The organism is Nocardia gipuzkoensis (assembly GCF_021183645.1).
GTDB classification, from domain to species: Bacteria; Actinomycetota; Actinomycetes; order Mycobacteriales; family Mycobacteriaceae; genus Nocardia; species Nocardia abscessus.
Window position 1 is genome coordinate 564937 of the sequence record NZ_CP089225.1, and the last position, 20046, is coordinate 584982.

Sequence of the window (20046 nt, forward strand, 5' to 3'; positions counted from 1 at the left end):
CATCACCTTAGGGTTGCCAGGAACCCGTACCTGCCACAACGGCACCGGAAGCCGAGGAGAGACCGATCTCGCTGCGATATTTCTACGACTGCGAATTCATCGAGGACGGTGTGACCATCGATCTGGTCTCCATCGGCGTCGTCTGCGAGGACGGCAGGGAGTACTACGCGGTGTCCACCGAATTCGATGCCGAGCGCGCGGGGCCGTGGGTCCGCAAGTACGTACTTCCGCAATTGCCTTCGCCGTCCTCGCCGCTGTGGCGCAGCCGCGAGCGGATCCGCGACGAGCTGTACGCGTTCCTGGTACCGCGGCCGACCGTGCAACCGGAGCTGTGGGCCTGGGTTGCCGCCTACGACCATGTCGCCTTGTGCCAGCTGTGGGGCTCCATGGTGGATCTGCCGAACACACTGCCGCGCTACACCAACGAGTTGCGCCAGCACTGGGAGGCGCACGGCCGTCCCGAGCTACCGCCGATCCCGCCGGACGCGCACGACGCGCTGGCCGACGCCCGGCACAACCTCGCCAAGTTCGACGCCATCGAAGCCGCTCGCCGCGCGACGCCACGCCTGTGACGCGCGCGCCGTGACGCGCGACGGCCCCGAGTCGAAGATTCGACTCGGGGCCGTCGCGTGCCGGGCGTCAGTGGCCGTGCTTGCCGTTGGCCGCCTCTTGAGCCCGCTGCAGCACCTTCAGCTGCCTGTGCTCTTCCTCGTGCTCGATCTCGAAGTGCCGATCGCTCTCCTCCTGCGGGTCGGGCCGCAGGAAGCTGCCGGTGCCGGGCTTGCCGGCCGAGCCGAGCTGGTTCATCTTCTTCGGGACGGGGGCGCCCTGGTACTCCAGCGGAATCGGGTGACCGTGCGCGTCCACCGGGCCCAGCGGCTGGTGCACCTCGATGTACTCGCCGTGCGGCAGACGCTTGATCACACCGGTCTCGATGCCGTGCTCGAGCACCGCGCGGTCGCTGCGCTGCAAACCGAGGCAGAACCGGTAGGCGATGTAGTAGGCCGCAGGCGGGGCGACGAGCAGGCCGATGCGGCCGATCCACGTGGTCGCGTTCAGCGAGATGTCGAACTTCAGCGCGATGATGTCGTTGACACACGACAGCGTCAGCACCACGTAGAACGCGATCGCCATCGAACCGATCGCGGTCCGGACCGGGACGTCACGCGGGCGCTGCAACAGGTTGTGGTGCGCGCTGGTGTCGCCGGTGAGCCGCTTCTCGATCCACGGATAGGCGATCAGCACGGTGAACACCAGACCCATGATCAGCGCGACCCAGAACACCGCGGGCACGGTGTAGTTGCCGATGTACAGCTCCCACGGCGGCATCAACCGGGCCATGCCGTCGGTCCACATCATGTAGAAGTCCGGCTGCGAACCCGCCGACACCTGCGACGGGTTGTACGGGCCCAGGTTCCAGATCGGGTTGATCTGGAACACGCCGCCCATGATGCCCACGATGCCGAGGGTGAAGGCGAAGAACGCGCCCTGGTCGGCGGCGAACACCGGCACGATCCGTGCGCCCACCACGTTGTTCTCCGTGCGGCCAGGGCCGGGGAACTGGGTGTGCTTCTGATACCACACCAGCGCCACATGCGCGGCGATCAGCGCCAGGATGATGCCCGGGAACAACAGCACATGCGCGATGTACAAGCGCGGGATGATGATGTCGCCGGGGAAGTCACCACCGAAGATCAGCCAGTGCATCCAGGTGCCGACGATCGGGATGCTCATCGTGATACCGCCGAACGCGGCCCGCAGGCCGGTGCCCGACAGCAGGTCGTCGGGCAGCGAGTACCCGAAGAAGCCCTCGAACATCGCCAGGATCAGCAGCAGCGAACCGATCACCCAGTTCGCCTCCCGCGGCTTGCGGAACGCGCCGGTGAAGAAGATCCGGAACAGGTGGATGATGATCGACGCGGCGAACAGCAGGGCCGCCCAGTGGTGGACCTGCCGTACGAACAGACCACCGCGGACCTCGAAGGTGATGTTCAGCGCCGTCTCGTAGGCCCGCGACATCGTCACACCACGCAACGGCTGATACGCGCCGTCATAGACGACGTGGCTCATCGACGGGTCGAAGAACAGCGTCAGGTAGACGCCCGACAGCAGCAGGATGATGAAGCTGTAGAGCGCGATCTCGCCGAGCAGGAACGACCAGTGGGTCGGGAAGACCTTGTTGATCGACCGCTTCATGAACGCGGCGGCGCGATACCGCTCGTCCGCCTCGTTGGCTTGGGCTGCGGCAGAAGGACTCATGAACGGCGCTCCCAGTAGGCCGGGCCGAGCGGCTCGATGAAGTCGCCGTTGGCGACCAGGAAGCCCTCAGCGTTGACGGTGATCGGCAGCTGCGGCAGCGCGCGAGCGGCGGGACCGAAGACCGGCTTGCCCCACTCGGTCGCGGAGAACTGCGACTGGTGGCAGGGGCACAGGATCCGGTTGGTCTGCTGCTCGAACAGCGAGGTCGGGCAGCCGAGGTGGGTGCAGATCTTCGAGTAGGCGAAGTAGTCGCCGAAGTTGAAGCTCTCCTGCCCCTTGCGCTTGATCGCCTTCTGCGCGTCTTCGGTGCGCAGGCGGATCAGCATGACGGCGTTGCGGATGCCGCGCAGGGAATCCAGCGTCGCGTGCTCGTCGCCGCGCCACTTCTCCTTCCACGGGAACACCGTCTCCATGGCGCCCGCGTCGAGATCCTCCGGACGCACCAGCACCACGTCCTCCGGGCGACCGGTGTCGCGGCGGATGTAGATGGTCTCGCCCGGGAAGTCCGGCGTCCAGCCGGAGACCCACAGCGGCGACTTGTCGCCCTTGGCCCACGGGTTCTTGATCATGCCGCCGACGAACACCAGCAGCGCGCCGATGCCCAGCACGCCGACGCCGGCGCCCGCGGTGCGGGTGATCATCTTGCGGCGGCCGAGGGTGGAGGTGTCCAGCGCGTCCTGCAGCTCGGCCACCAGGGTGCGGCGCTCGACCTCGGGCGACGGACCGTCGTGCCGCTGCTGGATGGACAGCTCGGCGGGGATGAACAGCTTGCGGATCAGCACCACCGCGACGCCGATGACCAGCACCGAGATGCCGAAGGTCAGGCCGACCAGCGGGGTGAACAGCGAGTAGGCCGCGTGGCCCTCATCTTCCTTGCTCTTGAACTCCCACGGCCAGAACAGGAACACGCCGACCAGCGCCGCGGCCGCGATGCCGGACACCGCGAACCAGAAGGTCACGGCGCGCTCGGCACGCTTCTCCGCCCGCGTGCCCGGGATCGGGAAGCGTTCGCGGCGGTAGGCGACGTCTACGCCGTCGCGCTCGGTACCGAGCTTGACCAGTTCGTCGCGCGACATCTTGTCGAGGTCGGCCTCGGTCGGCTCCGCCGCGGGGGCGTTCACCGGCTGCTCCTTCGACTGGTGCGCGTCGTGGCCCTCATCCGGGCGACCCATGTCGTCTCGCTCCTTATCCCTATCGCTCATGACCTGTGTCCTTTCGGCATGACCGGGGCGCCCTCCGTGGTCACGCGAGCTACCGACTCCGGGCGCTGACCGGTCATGACCGGGATCCGATCCACATCGCCGCGCCGACCACGAGCGTGATGCCGACCACCCAGATGGCCAGGGCCTCGGTCGCGGGACCGAATCCACCGAGATCCCAGCCGCCCGGGCTGTGCTCCTCGGAGGAGTTCTTGACGTAGGCGACGATGTCGCGCTTTTCCTCCGGGCTCAGCTGGCGGTCGGAGAACTTCGGCATGTTCTGCGGGCCGGTGAGCATCGCGGCGTAGATCTGCTGCTCGCTGGCGGGCGCCAGCGGCGGCGCGAATTTACCGGAGGACAGCGCGCCGCCGCGTCCGGTGAAGTTGTGGCAGGACGCGCAGTTCATCCGGAACAGCTCCGACCCGCGGGCGATGTCCGCACCGCGCAGCGACTCCTGGGCGATCTCGCCGTCGGCGTCGCGGAGCACGGTCGGCCCGCCGCCGTTGGCCGCCACGTAGGCGCTCAGCGCGTCGGTCTGGTGGGCGTCGAACTTCGGCGGCTTACGCTGCGCCTGGGCCTCGTTGCGAGCCATCGGCATGCGGCCGGAGGACACCTGGAAGTAGACGGCGGCCTCGCCGACGCCGATCAGGCTGGGACCGCGGTCGGCCACACCTTGCAGGTTCGCGCCGTGGCAGGTGATGCAGGACGTGTCGTAGAGCTGCTGGCCCTCGCGGATCAGCGCGGACTGGTCCTGGTGCGCGGTCGCGCGCTGCGGGTCCGGCGTCAGGGCCGATGCCAGGAAGCCTGCTCCGACGAGACCCACCAGCAGCGCAAGTCCGCCCGCGATGCGACGGCGAACGCGGCGCTGCCTGCGCGTCCTGCTGGCCTGGCCGTTCCCGGGGCTGGCGGGCTCTGGCGCTGACGGGGGAGATGAACTCATCTGTGTCCCTTTGGAGTAGACGGAACCGACTTGTGCGAAAGATCTTGGGTCTCGCCGCGCCCGCTCGGCGGCGCGACGTCCACGATCAGCGGACGAAGTAGATCGTGGCGAACAACCCGATCCACACGATGTCGACGAAGTGCCAGTAGTAGGAGACGACGATCGCGGCGGTGGCCTGCGCCGGGGTGAACTTGCTGACCTTGGTGCGCAGCAGCAGGAACACGAACGCGATCAGACCACCGATGACGTGCAGACCGTGGAAGCCGGTGGTGATGTAGAACACCGAGCCGTAGGAGCTGCTGGAAATCGACGTTCCCTCGTGCACCAGGTTCATGTACTCGTAGCCCTGGCCGAGGACGAAGAACGTGCCCATCGCCAACGTGACGACATACCAGCGGCGCAGGCCGAACACGTCGCCCTTCTCCGCGGCGAACACGCCCATCTGGCAGGTGAACGACGACGCGACCAGCACGGCCGTGACCGGTACGGCGAGCTTCAGGTTCAGCTCGGTCGGCTCCGGCGGCCAGTTACCGTTCGCCTGGGCGCGCGCGACGAAATACATCGCGAACAGGCCGGCGAAGAACATCAGCTCGCTCGACAGCCAGATGATGGTACCGACGCTGACCATGTTGGGCCGGTTCAGCGAATGCACACGCTGGGTAATGGCCGATCCTGGGGTCCCTACTGCGGTCGTCACGGGGGTAAGTATGACTCGTCGTAGTACGACGCCAGTACCCGGGTACGAAACTCGTTCCTCCGTGTCGGAAAACGCAGGGAAGGACAGGCTCTCGACCAGGTGAGCGCGTGGGGCGAGCGGTGTGCGCGAGCCTGGAACGGGTCGCACCGCGGACGAACGCCCGGACAGCATGACAGGCGAGGGTAAGGAGAACCTGAGATGGAGGCGCATATGGCATCCCGGCTGTGGCGGCGGCTACTGCGGCGAGATCGGCAGACGGCGCTGGACCCCCACCGCGCGGACCTGGTCGTGGTCGCGTCCGGCTTCGACGACGCGGAGGCATGTTCGACCGCGCTGGCGCGCGCGACCGGACTGACGCCGGACGCACCCGCGGTGTTGCGCCACCACCTGCGCATCCCGCCCCAGCACGTGGACGCCGTCTACGCGATCGCCGCACAGGACGGCTACTCCCCCGCGCCCCAGGTGGACGGCCCGGCCGCCGACGCGCTCGAAACGGTGATCCTCCAGCGCGTGCAGCGGCTCGACGCCCTGCACTGCGCCCAGGAACGCTCGCGCATGGCCGGCCTCGCCCAGCGTCACGACGGCACCGCCGACGGCTGGGACGCCCTGCAACCGCGGCCGCACCCATGAACGCGTAAACGCGCCGACCCACGCCTCTGGGCGGTCCCTCCAGGACCGTGGCGCCCGGAACCACAGCACCCCGACCACGGGTTTCGAGCGAAGCGAGACCGAGCATGCGCCGTTCGCGGCCCGGCTCGCGTCCGAGCGGCCGCCGCGTCCGCGACGCAGTCGCCAGCGGCGGCCGCTCGGACGCGAGCCACCAGGGGGCCGCGAACACCCAGCGCCGCAGGCGCTGGCAAAACAAACACAGCCGCGACGGAGTCGCGGCCGATCGAACACAGCTAGGCTCCTCGAGAAGAGACTGGTGCGCGAAAACCAGTGTGACGGGAGAAGTGGAATGAGCGTGCGCAGCTGGCCCCAGGTGCTCGGAGTCCTCGCCGACGGTGGCGACCTGGCCGCGGACGACACGTCGTGGGCGATGAACGAGATCATGTCCGACAACGCCACCCCCGCGCAGATCGCCGCGTTCGGCGTCGCGATGAAGATCAAGGGCCCGACGCCCACCGAGCTGACCGGCCTGGCCACGGGCATGCTCGAGCACGCCCGGCTGGTGCGGATCGATGGCGACGCGGTCGACATCGTCGGCACCGGCGGTGACCGCTCCGGCTCGGTGAACATCTCCACCATGTCCTCGATCGTGGTGGCCGCGGCCGGGGTGCCCGTGGTCAAGCACGGCAACCGGGCCGCGTCGTCGAAGAGCGGCGGCGCGGACGTGCTGGAGGCGCTCGGCGTGAAGCTCGCGCTCGGTCCCGAGGCGGTGGCGCACTGTGTGCGGGAGGTCGGCATCGGCTTCTGCTTCGCGGCCGTGTTCCACCCCGCCCTGCGGTACGCGGGGGCGGCCCGCAGCCAGATCGGCATCCCGACGGTCTTCAACGTGCTCGGACCGCTGACCAACCCCGCGCAGCCGCGCGCCGGGCTGGTCGGCTGCGCGTTCGCCGACCTGCTCCCGGTGATCGCGGGCGTATTCGCCGAACGCGGTGCCAGCGCCCTGGTGGTGCGCGGCAACGACGGGCTCGACGAGATCACCACCTCGGACACCACCGAGGCATGGATCGTCTCGGGCGGACGGACGCGGCGGACCACCATCGACCCCACCCGCATCGGCATCCCCCGGGTCGACCTGGACGCGCTGCGCGGCGGCGACGCGGAGGTGAACGCGGGCGTGGCCCGCGACGTGTTCGCCGGTCACGGTGGAGCGGTCCGCGACGCGGTGCTGCTGAATTCGGCTGCGGCGATCGTGGCCTACGACTGGTCGCGCGGCGCGAGTGATCCGGACGCGGACCTGCACGCCGCGCTCGCCGCGGGCATCGAACGCGCCGCCGAGGCGATCGATGCGGGCAACGCGGCCGCGCTGCTGGAGCGCTGGGCGAAGCTGACGCAGACGCTCGGCGACAGCTGACGCTCGGTAGGTCGAGGCGTGCTGTCCCGCGCTGCCGCCCCGGGGGCGAATGCGCCCGAGGGCACCTTGTTCGCCGACGGCCTCGCGCACGAAGACCCCGTCGCTGCCTCGAGGTCGTCGACTGGTTCGACGTGGAGATCTGCAACCGCGCCGACGGCGTCGCGCACCGGTACGACCCGCGGGCCGCAGAGGGCGATGTGGTCGAAGTGCTCGCGCCGAACGACACCGCCTGTTTCGCGGTGCGCCCGGTCCGAGTCCTGAGCGGGGATTACTCGCCCAGCGAGAACCCGGCCTCGACTTCGGCTCGCGAGTACGACTTGAACGCGATATGCGTCGTGGTGCGCAGCACACCGGGCGTCTTGTCGATCCGCCCGGTGACCACCTCGGCGATCTGCTCGTGATCGCGCACCCGCACGATGGCGATCAAGTCCACGTCACCCGCGCAGGAGTAGACCTCGGCGACGCCCTCGGTGTCCGCGACCGCCTGCGCGGTCTCGGGGATGCGGCCGTTGTCGGCGTGGATCAAGACGATCGCGGTAATCATGGTGCTCAGCCTAAGCGGTCGAGATAGACCTGCTCGGTCGGTTGGGCGCGGACCGCCGAGTCGGCGAGCTCCGCCCAGCCCAGCCACCGCGCCGCACCGAACAGGGGCTCGTGGTACCCCTCGGTGGTCCGCACGATCCGCGCCCCGGGCCGCGCCAGCCAGCGGACGACCAGCGCCACTTCCTCCGGTACGGCGCCCCGCAGCGGTGGGGCGGCGTCATCCGCAGGAGAGCCGGTGTGGCCGGAAACCACTGTCGGCAGCACCGTTTCGGCGGCGGCCACGATCTGTTCGACGATGGGCATCGGCGGCACACCGCGCGGCGCGGCGCCGGAACCGGCGAGGCGGCCGTAGCGGATGACCGCGAACTCCCAGCCGCCGTTGCCGTCGGGATGCGCGGCGATCAGTTCGGCTATGCGCGCCAGCGCGGCGAGTCGCTGGGTACGGCGCAGCGCGCGCACCACCCGCGCGGCACGGTCGCGTAGCCGGGCGGCCGCCTCGAAATGCTCCGCACGCGAATGCGTTTCGATCCGATCGAGCATGAGCCGAATCGGTGCGTCGCTGCGCCCGGCGAACAACGCGCGCACGAGCGCGGGTGCGGGTGCGTACTCCGCTTCGCCCAGCGCCCTTCCCCCGGAGCCCGCCGGACACCCGCCGACGAGTGCGGGCGGGCACTCGTGCATCGCCTTCCGGGACAGCCGCGTCGTACAGGTGCGCAGCCCGGTGAACTCGGCGATGATCACCCCTAGATCGACGGCGTCGTTGCGGGAGTTGAACGGCCCCAACGCGTCCCGGGCCGGTTCGCGCACCACCGAGAACCGGGGGAACGGCTCGTCGGTGAGAGTGAGCCACCAGGCCCGCTTCGGGAACTTCGACCGGCGGTTGTAGGGCGGGGCGTGTGCCACCAGCAGCCGCAGTTCGCGCACTCCCGCCTCGAGCGCGTGCGCGCACACCACATGGTCGACCCGAATCGCCAGCGACACCATCTCTTTCATCCGGCCACGGGTCTCCGAACCGGTGAAGTAATTACGGACACGGCGGCGCAAGTTCACGGCCGTCCCTATATATAGGACTTCATCGGAAGGACCGCGGAAAAGATACACCCCGGGCGAAGCGGGCAGGTCGGCCGCCAGCACCCGTTTGGAGCGCTGCCGGGGCGTGACGTCGGGCAGATAGTCGAGCAGCTCGGTGAGACTGTGGACGCCTTGGTTGCCGACTCGCCCGATCAGCGCGTGCAGCACGTCGACGGTCGCCCGGGCGTCTTCCAGTGCGCGGTGGGTCGGCTGGGTGGCGGCACCGAGCAACCGAGCCAGCGAACTCAGCCGCACCGAGGGCGCTTCGTCGCGCCCCAGTACCCGCCGCGCCAGTTTCACGGTGCACAGCACCTGTGTGGGCGGCCACGGCGTGTCGCACTGCGCCGCGGCGGCGCGCAGGAACCCCATGTCGAACCGGGCGTTGTGCGCGACCAGCACGGCGCCCGCGGCGAACTCGAGGAAGCCGGGCAGCACCGCCTCGATCCGCGGCGCGGCGTACACCATCGCGGTGGTGATGCCGGTGACGTGCACGACCGCGGGCGGAATCGTGCGCCCCGGGTTGACCAGCGTCGCGAACTCGCCGAGCACCTCGCCGCCGCGCACCTTCACCGCGCCGATCTCGGTGATGCCGTCGGCGCCGGGGCTCGTCCCGGTGGTCTCCAGGTCCACGACCACGAACGTGGTGTCGTAGAGGGGCGTGTCGAGCTCGTCGAAAGCCAGCTGCTGAGCGGCGGCCGGGCGCGGCGCGGGGTCGGGCACGGCGTGCAGCGTAGGGCCGCGGTCCGACAGAAACGGGCGCGCGAGCACAGCACGCGATGCGCGAATAACACCGTGCGGATTCTCGGGCGATACCCGGAAAATGATCTAGAAATACCCGAAAGAGACCCAGATCACATAAGGGAGAAAACTGTATCAAACATTGCGGCGCGCCCCAGGGAACGGGATCGCCCGCGGCCGGGTGTGTCGGCCACGTACGGCTCTACAGCGTACGAACGGGCGACCATACCCGGATCTACGGCAAATTCTCTGGTGCTACCTGGCAAAACGCTCCATCGAACGCCGGAGTGCCGCCGACCGGATCCACCCATCCGAACCCGGTCTCGACACGACATTTCCCCGTCGTTATCTTTTCGTGATTCGATGGGACATATCTCACACCGATTCGCCGACATTTTGTTGAGCATTGCCTTTTCGCATTCCCCGCGGCTTTACAAATGACCGTGATGTGTTCGTAACCTTTTCGAGACCTCACGGAGTCCGCCGCGCCGATCGGTGCGGTGCCGACGAAGTCCCGCGGCACCACCGGGTGCCGGCGTCGTGAGGCAGATTGGGAGTACCGCATCATGACGACCAACGCCGTCAAGCGTCACGCACAGCGCGCTGTTGCCGCCGGGGCCGTCGGCGCTGCCACCATCGGCGCGTTCCTGCTGCCCGCAGCCCCCGCGTCGGCCCAGCCGGTGACCATCCCCGGCGTGGGAACCTTCGACGTTCCGAACGAGATCCCGGTCCCGCAGGCTCTCCCGGGCCTCGAACTGCCCGGTCCCGCTCCCCTCCCGTTCGCCGCCCCCAAGTCCTCCGGCGAGGTCGCCCTGGACGCCGCGCTGAGCAAGGTCGGCTCGCCGTACGTCTACGGCGCCGCGGGCCCCAACTCGTTCGACTGCTCCGGCCTCGTCCAGTGGTCCTACCGCCAGGCGGGCGTCGAACTCCCGCGCACCAGCGGCGCGCAGCTCGCCGCGGGCAGCCCGGTGTCGCTGGACAACCTGCAGCCGGGCGACCTCGTCTCGTTCTACGGCGGCGGCCACTCCGGTCTCTACGCCGGCGACGGCAACGTGGTGCACGCGGCCACCTCCGGCACGCCCGTGCAGGTGGCGCCGATCTCCTCGATGCCGATCGTGGGCGCTCGCCGCTTCTGAGAAGCAGCTGGTCGGGCCGCGATCGCGCGGCCCGACCGCAACACGGCCCTGTGATCGTTTCGTTCTCTACTGGACATCGACCACGGCCGTTCCGTAACCTAACCGAGACCTTTCACTGACTGCCCCGGGATTTCGACGCGCAAACCCCGGAGTTCACGAAGGTCTCTGCGTCGGTTTCACGAGAGATCGCTTCACGAGAGAACGGGGCACCGCGGGCTGTGGCTGCACATCACCGGAGACGGCACACCAAACGTCTGGTGGGAGGGGCGCTGGCCGCCGGAATGCTGGCCGCGGGCCTCTACAGCGGCGGTCCGGCCGGAGCGGATCCGGTAGCGCTTCCCACCACCGCCACCGAAGCCGTGCAGCGGATGGTCGATCTGTCTCGTCAGTCCGAGCAGCTCAACCAGCAGGTACTGGGCGCGGAAGCCGAGTTGGAGGCCAAGCTCGCCGTGCAGCGCGGCGCCGACGAGCGGCTCGCCGCCAGCACCGACATGGTCGACCGAGCCCGCGACGAAGTCCGCCGGTATCAGCCGGTCATCGACCGCACCGCGATCGCCGCCTACCAGGGCGCCCGCACCAATCGACTGTTCGCCGTGCTGGTCAGCGACTCGCCACAACAACTGCTCGATCAGATGTCCACCCTGGATGTGGTGTCCGCGCAGACCTCCGAGCAGCTCGAGCACTACACGAAGGCCACCGACGCCGCGACCGCGGCCGAATCGGCGGCCCGCACCGCCGCCGACGCCGCCCGCGCCGCCGCGCAGAAAGCCGACGCGGTGCGCATCGACCTGGAACGTAAGCGCGACGACCTCGGCGGCGCCGTCGCCGAGGTGGTGGCGGCCTGGGGCGCGCTGTCGGCCAAGGACAAGTCGGCGCTGGCCGGCTCGCCGTTCCCGCCCGGCTTCGACCGCGACACCCTCCTGCAGGGCCTCGTTCCCGGCAGCGGCACCAGTGCGCTGGCCGCCGGGCTCACGCGGGTCGGCGACCCGTACGTCTGGGGCGCCACCGGTCCGAACCAGTTCGACTGCTCCGGTCTGGTCCAGTGGGCGTTCAAGCAGGTCGGCAAGAACGTGCCCCGGACCAGTTCGCAGCAGGCCGCCTACGGCACCCCCGTGGCCAAGGACGATCTGCAGCCCGGCGACGTCGTGTTCTTCTACTCCGACATCTCGCACGTCGGCATCTACGCCGGCAACGGACTCATGCTGCACGCCTCCACCTTCGGCGTTCCCGTCGCGGTCGCACCCATCAGTTCGACGCCCTACCACTCGGCTCGGCGATACTAGGCGTCGTGAGCGAGCCAACCAGCGGCGAAGCGCCATCCACGGCACAACCGACCGGCAACGGACGACGATGAGCGGTCCGCGCGGTCGATTCGTCACACCGGCCGCCGCACGGCGCCTCGCCGACGCGCGCCGCGCCGGAGTCCGCAGATGAGTGGAATGCGGAAGTTGCGCGCCTGGTGGTCGGCGCGGCGGCGATTCGAGTTCTGCCTCACCGTCGCGATGGTGATGGCGCTGACCGGCGTGTGCGTCGCGCTGATCATGCTGCCGAACACGGTGCCGCCGAAACTGCGAGCCGCTGAACCGGGTACGGCCGAGGCCGTGGGTCAGGCCGCGGCCGCAGATCCCCGGCTGGCCGAGGTGCGACGCATCGTCGAACCGTTCGGGCCGATCGTCGCCCGCCAGGTGCCGACCGGTGACGGGCGGCAGTCCCTGGTCGTCGGCCATCCCGGCCAGCGGGTCGAGATGGATGTCCTGGAGCGCGCACTCGCCGATGCCGTCACCGCAGTGACCGACGTGTGGGGTCCGGGATGGGCGCAGTCCGCGCTCGTCGTCGTGGCCTCGTCCCCGTCCGAGTTCGCCGCTCTGGTGCGCTCGGCCGATCTGCTGCCCGCCGAGGTCGCCGCCGCCTCGATCGCCGACCCGTTCCCCCCGGGCAGCCGGCCCACCGGTCAGCGCGTCGTCTTCGGTCCCGAGACCGGGCGCCGCCTCGATCCCGAGGGCATGGCGAGCTTGCTGCGGCACGAACTCACGCACATCGCGGCCCGCGCCGACACCGTCGACGGCGCCCCGCTGTGGATGCTGGAAGGCTTCGCCGACTACACCGCGCACCATCGCGAGGCGCTGCGCTTCGCCGAGGTCGCTCCGACCCTCACCGCCCATGCGCACGCGGGCCGGCTTCCCGGCGATCTGCCCACCGACGCCGATTTCTCCGGCCCCGACGCCGCCCTCACCTACGAGAAGGCCTGGTCGATCTGCGCTTTCGTGGCCGAGAAATACGATCGGCCCCGCCTCGTCCAGCTCTACCACCGCATCGCGGCGGGCAAGCAGACCCCGGCCACCGAAGACCACATCCTCCGCGAAGTCCTCGGCGCCACCCGCACCGAGTTCATCGACGACTGGCGCACCTGGCTCCGAGCCCAGACCGACTGACGTAGATCCCCCGGGTGAATCCCCAGCGCACACCGACGACAGGTTCCAGCCCCCACGAACAGCCGTGCGCTATGTCCTGAGTTCGACTGTCAACGCGCCCAGCGCACCGCAACCCCGACGCGCGAGCCACAAAGGGGCCGCGAACACGCAGCGCCGCAGGCGCTGCAAATCAGACCCAGTATTTTGTTGCGCATGGCCCGAACTTTGCTGGTTACCAATGATTTCCCGCCGCGGCCGGGCGGTATCCAGTCATATCTGCAGGCTTTGGCCGGTGAGCTGCCCCCGGATGACCTGGTGGTCTACGCTCCGCGCTGGCGGGGCGACAGCCATCTGAAGTTCGATGCCAAGCAGAAGTTCCAGGTGGTTCGCCACCCCACCACGCTGATGCTGCCGACGCCGCTGGTGCTGCGCCGCGCCACGCGTCTGCTGCGCAGCGAGAAGTGCGACACGGTGTGGTTCGGTGCGGCGGCGCCGCTGGCGCTGATGTCGCCCGCGCTGCGGCGCGCGGGCGCCGAACGCATCCTGGCCAGCACCCACGGCCACGAGGTCGGCTGGTCGATGCTGCCGGGCGCCAGGCAGGCGCTGCGTGCCATCGGCGAGCACACCGACGTGGTCACCTACGTGAGCCGCTACACCCGCCGCCGGTTCGCTTCCGCGTTCGGGGCGAACGCGGCGCTGGAGTATCTGCCGCCCGGCGTGGACACCGAGGTGTTCCGTCCGGATCCGGCCGCACGGGCCGAGCTGCGCGACCGTTACGGCTTGGGCGACCGTCCGACCATCCTGTGCCTGTCGCGTCTGGTGCCGCGGAAGGGACAGGACGCGCTGATCCTCGCGATGCGCGAGGTCCGCGAGCGGGTCGACGGCGCGGTGCTGGTGATCGCGGGCGGCGGGCCCTTCGAGGACAAGCTGCGCGCCCTCGCGGTCGCCGCGGGCGTCGCCGACGACGTGGTGTTCACCGGCCGCGTCCCATCCGGCGAGCTGGCCGCGCATCACACACTGGCCGACGTCTTCGCGATGCCTTGCCGGACCAGGGGCGCGGGACTGGACGTGGAGGGTCTCGGCATCGTCTACCTGGAGGCGTCCGCGTCCGGCGTCCCGGTGGTGGCGGGAAATTCCGGTGGCGCGCCGGAAACGGTGATCGAGGGCAAGACCGGTCGCGTGGTGGACGGCCGGTCCGTGGCGCAGATCGCGGACGCGCTGGTGGCGATCCTCTCCGATCCAGACGCCGCGGCACGGATGGGCGCGGCGGGGCGTGCGTTCGTCGAGCAGCAGTGGCGCTGGGACACCCTGGGCGCGCGCCTGCGACAGCTGCTGCGGTGATCCGCGTCGCATCTACTACGCTCAGCGGAGTGAGCAGTATCCAGGTCGCAGATCAGACGTTCGTCGCCGCTTCGGGGGCCGCCGTGGCCGAACTGCTGGCGGGACCGAACACGTGGCGCCGCTGGTGGCCGGACCTGGACTTGGCGGTCCGGGAGGATCGGGCCGAGAAAGGAATCCGCTGGGCGGTGACGGGAGCGCTGACCGGAACCATGGAGGTGTGGCTGGAGCCCTCGCTCGACGGGGTGATCCTGCACTACTTCCTGCATGCCGAGCCGCAGCCCGCGTTGCCCGTCGGCAAGCTCGCCGCGGCCAACCGGGCACGCCGGGTCGCGGGGAAGAACATGGCGTTCGAAGTGAAGTCCCGGCTGGAGGCCGATCGCCCCGCCGGTGTCGCTCCCGCGCCCCTGGCGTGATCTACCAGCACCGACGCTGAAAGGAACCGCTGTCCGCATGGCCGACAGGACCCAGAGATCGATCGTCATCGAGGCCCCGTCGCAGCAGGTGATGTCCGTTATCGCCGATCTGGAGTCCTACCCGGAGTGGGTATCGGCGGCGAAGTCGGTCGAGGTGCTGGAGGCGGGCGAGGACGGTTTGGCCAAGACCGCGCGGTTCGTGCTGGACGCCGGAGTGGTCAAGGACACCTATGTGCTGTCCTATGACTGGCGCGCCGACCGCAAGGCGGTCAGCTGGCGGCTGCTCAGCGGCGATCTGCAGAAGGCGCAGAACGGCACCTACGAGCTGATCGATCGGCCCGGCGGCGGCACCGAGGTCTTCTACACGCTGACCGTCGACCTGAACATCCCGATGATCGGCATGTTCAAGCGCAAGGCCGAGAAAGTGATCACCGACACGGCGCTGAAGGAACTGAAGAAACGGGTCGAAGGCTGACCGCGCACGAGACCCGGGTCGAACTGTTCATCGGCAAGGGTGGCGTAGGCAAGACCACGCTCGCGTGCGCCACCGCCATGGCCGAGGCCAGAGCGGGCCGTCGCGTGCTGGTCGCCTCGCTCGACCAGGCGCATTCGCTCGGCGACGCGCTGGGCTTCCGTTTCCCGCACGACCCGGGCGCCGTGCCCGGCGTCGCCACCGTGCTGCCGGGTCTGGACGTGATCGAGCTGGACTCGCTCGCGCTGCTCGAGGACCGGTTCCGGGACGTAGTGCGGATGGTCGCCACCGGCCGCGGGCACGAGCACGGTTTCGACCTCGCCGCGCTGGACCCGGCCGAGCTGACCGGATTACCCGGTGTGCAGGAACTGCTGATGCTGGTGGAGATCACCCAGTTCACCGCGGACGACGAGTGGGATCTCATCGTCGTCGACTGCCCGCCCTCGGCGGACATGCTGCGCATCGTCACCGCGCCCGGCACCCTGCTCGGCTACGTCGAACGCATGTGGCCCCCGCACGCGCGAGCGATGAGCGCCACCGGCACCGACCTGCGCCGCGCCGTGCTCGCCGCGACGGTGGAACGGATCGTCAAGGCGGTTACGGAGGTTCGCGACCTGCTCGCCGATCACCGGCGCACAGGCGCGCGGCTGATCACCGTCGCCGAGCGGGTGGCGGTGGCCGAATCGGAGCGGGTGCGTTCCGCCGCGGCGCTGCTGGGCCTGCGGCTGGACGCCGTGGTGGTGAACAAGGTGCTGCCCGAGCTCGCACCGCCCGGCGATCCCGCCGGAGCCGAACATCCGGCAGTGCACTGGTATTCGAATCGTTGCGGCGAGCAATCGGACGTCATCGCCGAGTTGCGGAGCAAGATGCGGGGTATCCCGGTGGTGATCGCGCAGCACACCGGTCCCGAGCCGATCGGGCTGAACTCGCTGGCCGCGCTGTCGTACGCGACGGACTCGGCGGGCGGCACCGGCGACGCTGCGCTTATGCTGAGCGACAATCAGACGGAGGTCGACGCGAGTTCCGGCGAACCGCTGGTTCTCCGGGAATCCGGCACCGGATTGCACGCGGTGTACGCGCTGCGCATGCACCTGCCGGTGGTCGACGCCGCCACGTTGCGCCTTGGCCGAGTGGAGGACGATTTGATCGTGGGAGCGGACGGGGTCCGGCGCCGGGTGCGCCTGGCGCCGGTATTGCGGCGGTGCACGGTCGACAGCGCCGAGCTCGATGACGGAAACCTGGTGGTCCGCTTCCGGCCCGATCCGCTGGTCTGGGCGCACGCGTCCGAAAGTCACGACCATGACCGGTGATCCGCACCCGCCCGGGGGCGACGCGGCCGGCCCACACGCGGACGGTGTCGCCGAATTCGCCGCGGAATTGAAGCTGCTGGCCGAGGCGGTGCTGGAACGGGTCGAGCCGGTGCTGCGGCGGGCCGCCGCCGAGGGACAGGTCGAGTGGGCCAGCTGCAATTGGTGCCCGGTGTGCGCGGCCGCGGCGCTGGTGCGCGGGGAGCACCACGAGGTGCTGGCCGCGGTCGCCGATCACGGCACCGCGATCGTCACCGTGCTGCGCGAGGCGCTGGCGGGGGTGCCGGTCGAACCGGTCATGCCCACCGGCGCCGATCCGGAAACCGGTGCGCCCCATCACCACGGTCCACGCTCGGACGACGAACGCCCGCGGTATGTCGACATTCCCGTGAACATCAAGGTATGACGCACCAGATGGCCGGTACGCGACCGCTGACCGTGGGAATCGACGTCGGCGGCACCAACATTCGGGCGTCGGTGATCGACGACAGCGGCGAGGTGCTCGACACGGTCCAGGCGCCGACGCCGCAATCCGCGCGGGCGCTGGAGGACGCGCTGGACCGGGCCGTGCGCGACCTGTCCGGCAGGCACCCCGTCGGCGCGGTCGGCTTGGCGGTCGCCGGGTTCATCAACGGCGACCGCTCCACGGTGCGGTTCGCCCCGCACCTGCCCTGGCAGGACGCCCCGGTCGCCCAGCGCCTGAGCGAACGGCTGGAACTGCCGGTGATCCTGGAGCACGACGCCAACGCGGCGATGTGGGCCGAATACCGGTTCGGCGCCGCCGCGGGCGGGCACAACGTGGTGCTCGTCGCGATCGGCACCGGCATCGGCGCCGCCCTGCTGATCGACGGCCAGCTGTACCGGGGCACGCACGGCGTCGCGCCGGAACTCGGTCATCTGCAAGTGGTTCCGCAGGGGCGCGCCTGCCCGTGCGGCAAGCACGGGTGCTGGGAGCGCTACTGCAGCGGAACCGCCCTGGCCGACACCGCGATCGAGCTGCTGGCCAGTGATCCGGTGCGCTCTGTGCTGGCCAGGGACGTCGCGCGCGATCCAGGCTCGCTGACCGGTCGGCGGGTCGCGGGCGCGGCGCAGGACGGCGACCCGCTCGCGACCCGGGTGATGGCCGACTTCGCGCGCTGGCTCGGGCTGGGGCTGGCGTTCGTCAGCGACATCTTCGATCCCGATCTGGTGGTCATCGCGGGCGGTGTCAGCAGTTCGGCGCCGCTGTTCCTGGACGAGGCGCGCGAGGAGTACGCGCGCACGATCACCGGCGCCGGACACCGGCCGCTGGCCCGCATCCGGACCACCCAGCTCGGTGAGGCCGCGGGCATGATCGGCGCCGCCGACCTCGCCAGGGCGGCCCTGTCCACCGGGGCGCGCAAGTCCGCGCGGATCGCGCGGACCAGCCGTTGAGGCCGCGCCCAGCACCCCGGTCGGCCGGGCGACACGCCGACCATGACCATCGGTCGGCGTCGGGGCCGTAGTGTGGTGAGATTCGCCGCTGCGGTTGGATGTGATCTTGCACCAGCGGTAAAGTCGGCATTTGACGCAGGTGCCCGCTACTATCCCGGTCCCGGGGGAAGGACGTCATGTTCTACTGGCTGCTGAAGTACGTGCTGCTGGGACCGTTCATCCATCTCTACAATCGGCCGACGGTCGAAGGTGTGGAGAACATTCCGGCGGACGGGCCGGCCATCATGGCAGGTAACCACCTCTCCTTCGCCGACTGGCTGTTCGCTCCGTTGCTGAGCCCCCGGCGGATCAACTACCTCGCCAAGGCCGAGTACTTCACCACCCCCGGCATCAAGGGCCGGTTCCAGAAGTTCTTCTTCAGCGCGACGGGCCAGTACCCGATCGACCGCAGCGGCGCCGACGCTGCCGAGGACGCGCTGAACGCCGCGCGCAAGCTGCTCGATCAGGGCCGCCTGGTCGGCCTCTACCCGGAGGGCACCCGCTCCCCCGACGGCCGCCTGTACAAGGGCAAGACCGGTCTGGCCCGCCTGGCGCTGGAGACCGGCGTCCCCGTCATCCCGGTCGCCGTGATCGGCACCGACGAGGTCAGCCCGCCCGGACCGTTCCGCTGGCGCCGCCGCAAGGTGACCGTCAAGTTCGGCGAGCCCATCGACTTCTCCCGCTACGAGGGCATGGGCGGCAACCGCTTCGTCGAACGCGCCGTCACCGACGAGGTCATGTACGAACTCATGCAGCTCACCGGCCAGGAATACGTCGACGTCTACGCCCACAGCCTGAAGAAGGACGTCCCGAGCGGCAGCCGCCCCGAAGCCGTGTCCGTCCGCATCCCCCACACCGCGGCAGGCTGATCCTCTCCCCCGACCTAAGCCCCGAGACTGTGGGTCTCGGGGCCTTTTCATGCGGGCGACGCGCTATGCGAGCAGAAAAGCGACGACGGGAAAGACGATCGCCGTAAACGCAGCGAATACCACGGCACCGACTTTCCCTTTGGGGATCGAATTCAACCGGGTGGCCGCGAAACCGTAGATTCCGAGGAAGACGAAGAGCGTGCCCCAGGAGACCAGCGCCCGACTGGCGATATCCCCCAAGCGTTCGGCGAAGATCAAGGCCAGGGTGACGATGGTGGAACCGGACGCGGCGCCCATCGCCAGGAACGCTGCTCCTGCCGGACTGTTCATGACCATCGGCGCACGGCCGACCGGGACGACCTCCTGCGGGTCCGTGTGATGAACACCTTCGCGCCGACACAACATGTCGAATACTTTTGCCGGGTTGACCCACTCGCCGACCTCGGACCGCACCTGAGCGAGTGCGTGCACAGCCTGCGCGGTCGCATACGAGGTGATGAAGCCTTCACGCGACGTGCGGAATCCACCGCGATCTCGATGGATCGGTGACAACTGCTGATAGTCGAGCAACTCGATAAACGCCCTGCGGAAGGTCGGGTGAAAGATCCAACGGTCACCCGAAGTGGCCAGCGCCGCAACCGACAGTTGCAAGGTAGCGTGATGCCAGGTCTGGGCCACGCTGCCACGACGTATCTGTTCTTCCTCGAGTTTGCCAAGGCCGGTGTCCAGCGCGGCGAGCACCCGTTCTGTCGCCAGTTCATGGGCTCGGCGCACACGGGTGCCGCCGAGCACCGCGATCTCCGGTACCGCCAGCAAACTCGCGATCTGCGCCGCCGCGTAGTTCGGGTCGACACGCGGGTCTTCGTCCAGCATCGCGGACACCAGAAAGCTCGTGCCGCGCAGCGCAGCACGCGCAGCCTCGTCGTCGGACGCGGACAACTCCACCAGCGCCCGGATCGCCGCCGTCGTGGCCGTCACCGAGACCGCGGAGACACCGTCGGCCAGCGACCAGCCACCCGTGTCGGCGTCCTGCGCGGTGAGCAACGCGTTGCGGCAGGCCACCAGATCGGCGTCCGCGGCGGCCATACCGAAGCATCGTAGAGCGCGCAACCGCCAGGCCGCGTCTACGGGCGCATGGAACTCCCACTCGCCGCGAGTGCTGTGGCGGACCACGTCGC

20 protein-coding genes are annotated in these 20046 nt (G+C 69.5%); 13 read left to right on the forward strand and 7 right to left on the reverse strand.

Annotation, left to right across the window (positions count from 1 at the left end):
* Positions 1 to 71: 71 nt before the first annotated feature.
* The gene (locus LTT66_RS02585) at positions 72 to 572 is read left to right on the forward strand and encodes a polyadenylate-specific 3'-exoribonuclease AS (protein ID WP_195065660.1); all 501 of its coding nucleotides are present in this window, start codon (positions 72 to 74) and stop codon (positions 570 to 572) included.
* 67 nt (positions 573 to 639) lie between these two features.
* On the opposite strand, the gene qcrB is transcribed toward LTT66_RS02585, so the two are convergent.
* The 4 genes from qcrB to ctaE all read right to left on the reverse strand — a co-directional run bounded on the left by qcrB (position 640) and on the right by ctaE (position 5095).
* Complete coding sequence (gene qcrB / locus LTT66_RS02590; RefSeq protein WP_233063524.1) at positions 640 to 2259, reverse strand: cytochrome bc1 complex cytochrome b subunit; 1620 nt, start codon at positions 2257 to 2259, stop codon at positions 640 to 642.
* Positions 2256 to 3431 carry a cytochrome bc1 complex Rieske iron-sulfur subunit gene (gene qcrA, locus LTT66_RS02595; RefSeq protein WP_372478723.1) on the reverse strand — a complete coding sequence of 392 codons (1176 nt, stop codon included), beginning with the start codon at positions 3429 to 3431 and terminating at the stop codon, positions 2256 to 2258. Before qcrA ends, qcrB begins: the two co-directional genes overlap by 4 nt.
* Before the next feature lie 103 nt (positions 3432 to 3534).
* Positions 3535 to 4398: a cytochrome bc1 complex diheme cytochrome c subunit gene (qcrC, locus tag LTT66_RS02600; RefSeq protein WP_233063525.1), complete on the reverse strand. Its 864-nt coding sequence runs from the start codon at positions 4396 to 4398 to the stop codon at positions 3535 to 3537.
* A gap of 85 nt (positions 4399 to 4483) precedes the next feature.
* On the reverse strand, positions 4484 to 5095 hold the full coding sequence (gene ctaE, locus LTT66_RS02605) for an aa3-type cytochrome oxidase subunit III (RefSeq protein WP_195097748.1): 612 nt from the start codon (positions 5093 to 5095) through the stop codon (positions 4484 to 4486).
* A 210-nt stretch (positions 5096 to 5305) separates the two neighbouring features.
* On the opposite strand from ctaE, the gene LTT66_RS02610 reads away from it, so the two are divergent.
* Both LTT66_RS02610 and trpD read left to right on the forward strand, forming a co-directional pair.
* Complete coding sequence (locus LTT66_RS02610; protein ID WP_233063526.1) at positions 5306 to 5725, forward strand: hypothetical protein; 420 nt, start codon at positions 5306 to 5308, stop codon at positions 5723 to 5725.
* Positions 5726 to 6053: 328 nt separating this feature from the next.
* Positions 6054 to 7115: an anthranilate phosphoribosyltransferase gene (gene trpD, locus LTT66_RS02615; protein ID WP_233063527.1), complete on the forward strand. Its 1062-nt coding sequence runs from the start codon at positions 6054 to 6056 to the stop codon at positions 7113 to 7115.
* 268 nt (positions 7116 to 7383) lie between these two features.
* On the opposite strand, the gene LTT66_RS02620 is transcribed toward trpD, so the two are convergent.
* Together LTT66_RS02620 and LTT66_RS02625 are read right to left on the reverse strand one after the other, a co-directional pair.
* Complete coding sequence (locus LTT66_RS02620) at positions 7384 to 7659, reverse strand: Lrp/AsnC family transcriptional regulator (RefSeq protein WP_043722599.1); 276 nt, start codon at positions 7657 to 7659, stop codon at positions 7384 to 7386.
* A 5-nt stretch (positions 7660 to 7664) separates the two neighbouring features.
* On the reverse strand, positions 7665 to 9449 hold the full coding sequence (locus LTT66_RS02625; protein ID WP_233063528.1) for a DEDD exonuclease domain-containing protein: 1785 nt from the start codon (positions 9447 to 9449) through the stop codon (positions 7665 to 7667).
* 584 nt (positions 9450 to 10033) lie between these two features.
* On the opposite strand from LTT66_RS02625, the gene LTT66_RS02630 reads away from it, so the two are divergent.
* From LTT66_RS02630 to LTT66_RS02675, 10 genes are all read left to right on the forward strand, one after another.
* Complete coding sequence (locus tag LTT66_RS02630) at positions 10034 to 10603, forward strand: C40 family peptidase (RefSeq protein ID WP_233063529.1); 570 nt, start codon at positions 10034 to 10036, stop codon at positions 10601 to 10603.
* Between the two features lie 281 nt (positions 10604 to 10884).
* Positions 10885 to 11886 carry an NlpC/P60 family protein gene (locus LTT66_RS02635; RefSeq protein WP_181723521.1) on the forward strand — a complete coding sequence of 334 codons (1002 nt, stop codon included), beginning with the start codon at positions 10885 to 10887 and terminating at the stop codon, positions 11884 to 11886.
* A 147-nt stretch (positions 11887 to 12033) separates the two neighbouring features.
* On the forward strand, positions 12034 to 13035 hold the full coding sequence (locus LTT66_RS02640) for a hypothetical protein (protein ID WP_233063530.1): 1002 nt from the start codon (positions 12034 to 12036) through the stop codon (positions 13033 to 13035).
* A 192-nt stretch (positions 13036 to 13227) separates the two neighbouring features.
* Positions 13228 to 14355: a glycosyltransferase family 4 protein gene (locus LTT66_RS02645; RefSeq protein WP_181723487.1), complete on the forward strand. Its 1128-nt coding sequence runs from the start codon at positions 13228 to 13230 to the stop codon at positions 14353 to 14355.
* 29 nt (positions 14356 to 14384) lie between these two features.
* Positions 14385 to 14768, forward strand: a complete 384-nt coding sequence (locus LTT66_RS02650) for a polyketide cyclase / dehydrase and lipid transport (protein ID WP_181723488.1) — start codon at positions 14385 to 14387, stop codon at positions 14766 to 14768.
* Between the two features lie 37 nt (positions 14769 to 14805).
* Positions 14806 to 15243: an SRPBCC family protein gene (locus LTT66_RS02655; protein WP_233063531.1), complete on the forward strand. Its 438-nt coding sequence runs from the start codon at positions 14806 to 14808 to the stop codon at positions 15241 to 15243.
* 29 nt (positions 15244 to 15272) lie between these two features.
* Positions 15273 to 16550, forward strand: a complete 1278-nt coding sequence (locus LTT66_RS02660; protein WP_332909688.1) for an ArsA family ATPase — start codon at positions 15273 to 15275, stop codon at positions 16548 to 16550.
* On the forward strand, positions 16540 to 16953 hold the full coding sequence (locus LTT66_RS02665) for a hypothetical protein (protein ID WP_233063532.1): 414 nt from the start codon (positions 16540 to 16542) through the stop codon (positions 16951 to 16953). The genes LTT66_RS02660 and LTT66_RS02665 overlap by 11 nt, the downstream gene beginning before the upstream one ends.
* Entirely contained in the window at positions 16950 to 17960 is a 1011-nt protein-coding gene (locus LTT66_RS02670; protein WP_233063533.1) for an ROK family protein, read from the forward strand. Before LTT66_RS02665 ends, LTT66_RS02670 begins: the two co-directional genes overlap by 4 nt.
* A 176-nt stretch (positions 17961 to 18136) precedes the next feature.
* Entirely contained in the window at positions 18137 to 18868 is a 732-nt protein-coding gene (locus LTT66_RS02675; protein WP_233063535.1) for a lysophospholipid acyltransferase family protein, read from the forward strand.
* A 63-nt stretch (positions 18869 to 18931) separates the two neighbouring features.
* Here the strand turns inward: LTT66_RS02675 and LTT66_RS02680 are convergent, their stop codons facing one another.
* Positions 18932 to 19954 (reverse strand): prenyltransferase/squalene oxidase repeat-containing protein, encoded by a 1023-nt coding sequence (locus LTT66_RS02680; protein WP_233063536.1) that lies wholly within the window; start codon positions 19952 to 19954, stop codon positions 18932 to 18934.
* Positions 19955 to 20046 lie beyond the last annotated feature (92 nt).

Excerpts from the sequence above, each read along its gene's own strand:
- LTT66_RS02620 (WP_043722599.1), bottom strand. The coding sequence starts at position 7,659 with ATGATTACCGCGATCGTCTTGATCCACGCCGACAACGGCCGCATCCCC.
- LTT66_RS02645 (WP_181723487.1), top strand. The coding sequence starts at position 13,228 with ATGGCCCGAACTTTGCTGGTTACCAATGATTTCCCGCCGCGGCCGGGC.
- LTT66_RS02665 (WP_233063532.1), top strand. The coding sequence starts at position 16,540 with ATGACCGGTGATCCGCACCCGCCCGGGGGCGACGCGGCCGGCCCACAC.
- qcrB (WP_233063524.1), bottom strand. The coding sequence starts at position 2,259 with ATGAGTCCTTCTGCCGCAGCCCAAGCCAACGAGGCGGACGAGCGGTAT.
- LTT66_RS02675 (WP_233063535.1), top strand. The coding sequence starts at position 18,137 with ATGTTCTACTGGCTGCTGAAGTACGTGCTGCTGGGACCGTTCATCCAT.
- qcrC (WP_233063525.1), bottom strand. The coding sequence starts at position 4,398 with ATGAGTTCATCTCCCCCGTCAGCGCCAGAGCCCGCCAGCCCCGGGAAC.
- LTT66_RS02635 (WP_181723521.1), top strand. The coding sequence starts at position 10,885 with ATGCTGGCCGCGGGCCTCTACAGCGGCGGTCCGGCCGGAGCGGATCCG.
- LTT66_RS02640 (WP_233063530.1), top strand. The coding sequence starts at position 12,034 with ATGAGTGGAATGCGGAAGTTGCGCGCCTGGTGGTCGGCGCGGCGGCGA.
- qcrA (WP_372478723.1), bottom strand. The coding sequence starts at position 3,431 with ATGGGTCGCCCGGATGAGGGCCACGACGCGCACCAGTCGAAGGAGCAG.
- LTT66_RS02655 (WP_233063531.1), top strand. The coding sequence starts at position 14,806 with ATGGCCGACAGGACCCAGAGATCGATCGTCATCGAGGCCCCGTCGCAG.
- LTT66_RS02680 (WP_233063536.1), bottom strand. The coding sequence starts at position 19,954 with ATGGCCGCCGCGGACGCCGATCTGGTGGCCTGCCGCAACGCGTTGCTC.
- trpD (WP_233063527.1), top strand. The coding sequence starts at position 6,054 with ATGAGCGTGCGCAGCTGGCCCCAGGTGCTCGGAGTCCTCGCCGACGGT.
- LTT66_RS02610 (WP_233063526.1), top strand. The coding sequence starts at position 5,306 with ATGGCATCCCGGCTGTGGCGGCGGCTACTGCGGCGAGATCGGCAGACG.
- LTT66_RS02670 (WP_233063533.1), top strand. The coding sequence starts at position 16,950 with ATGACGCACCAGATGGCCGGTACGCGACCGCTGACCGTGGGAATCGAC.
- LTT66_RS02630 (WP_233063529.1), top strand. The coding sequence starts at position 10,034 with ATGACGACCAACGCCGTCAAGCGTCACGCACAGCGCGCTGTTGCCGCC.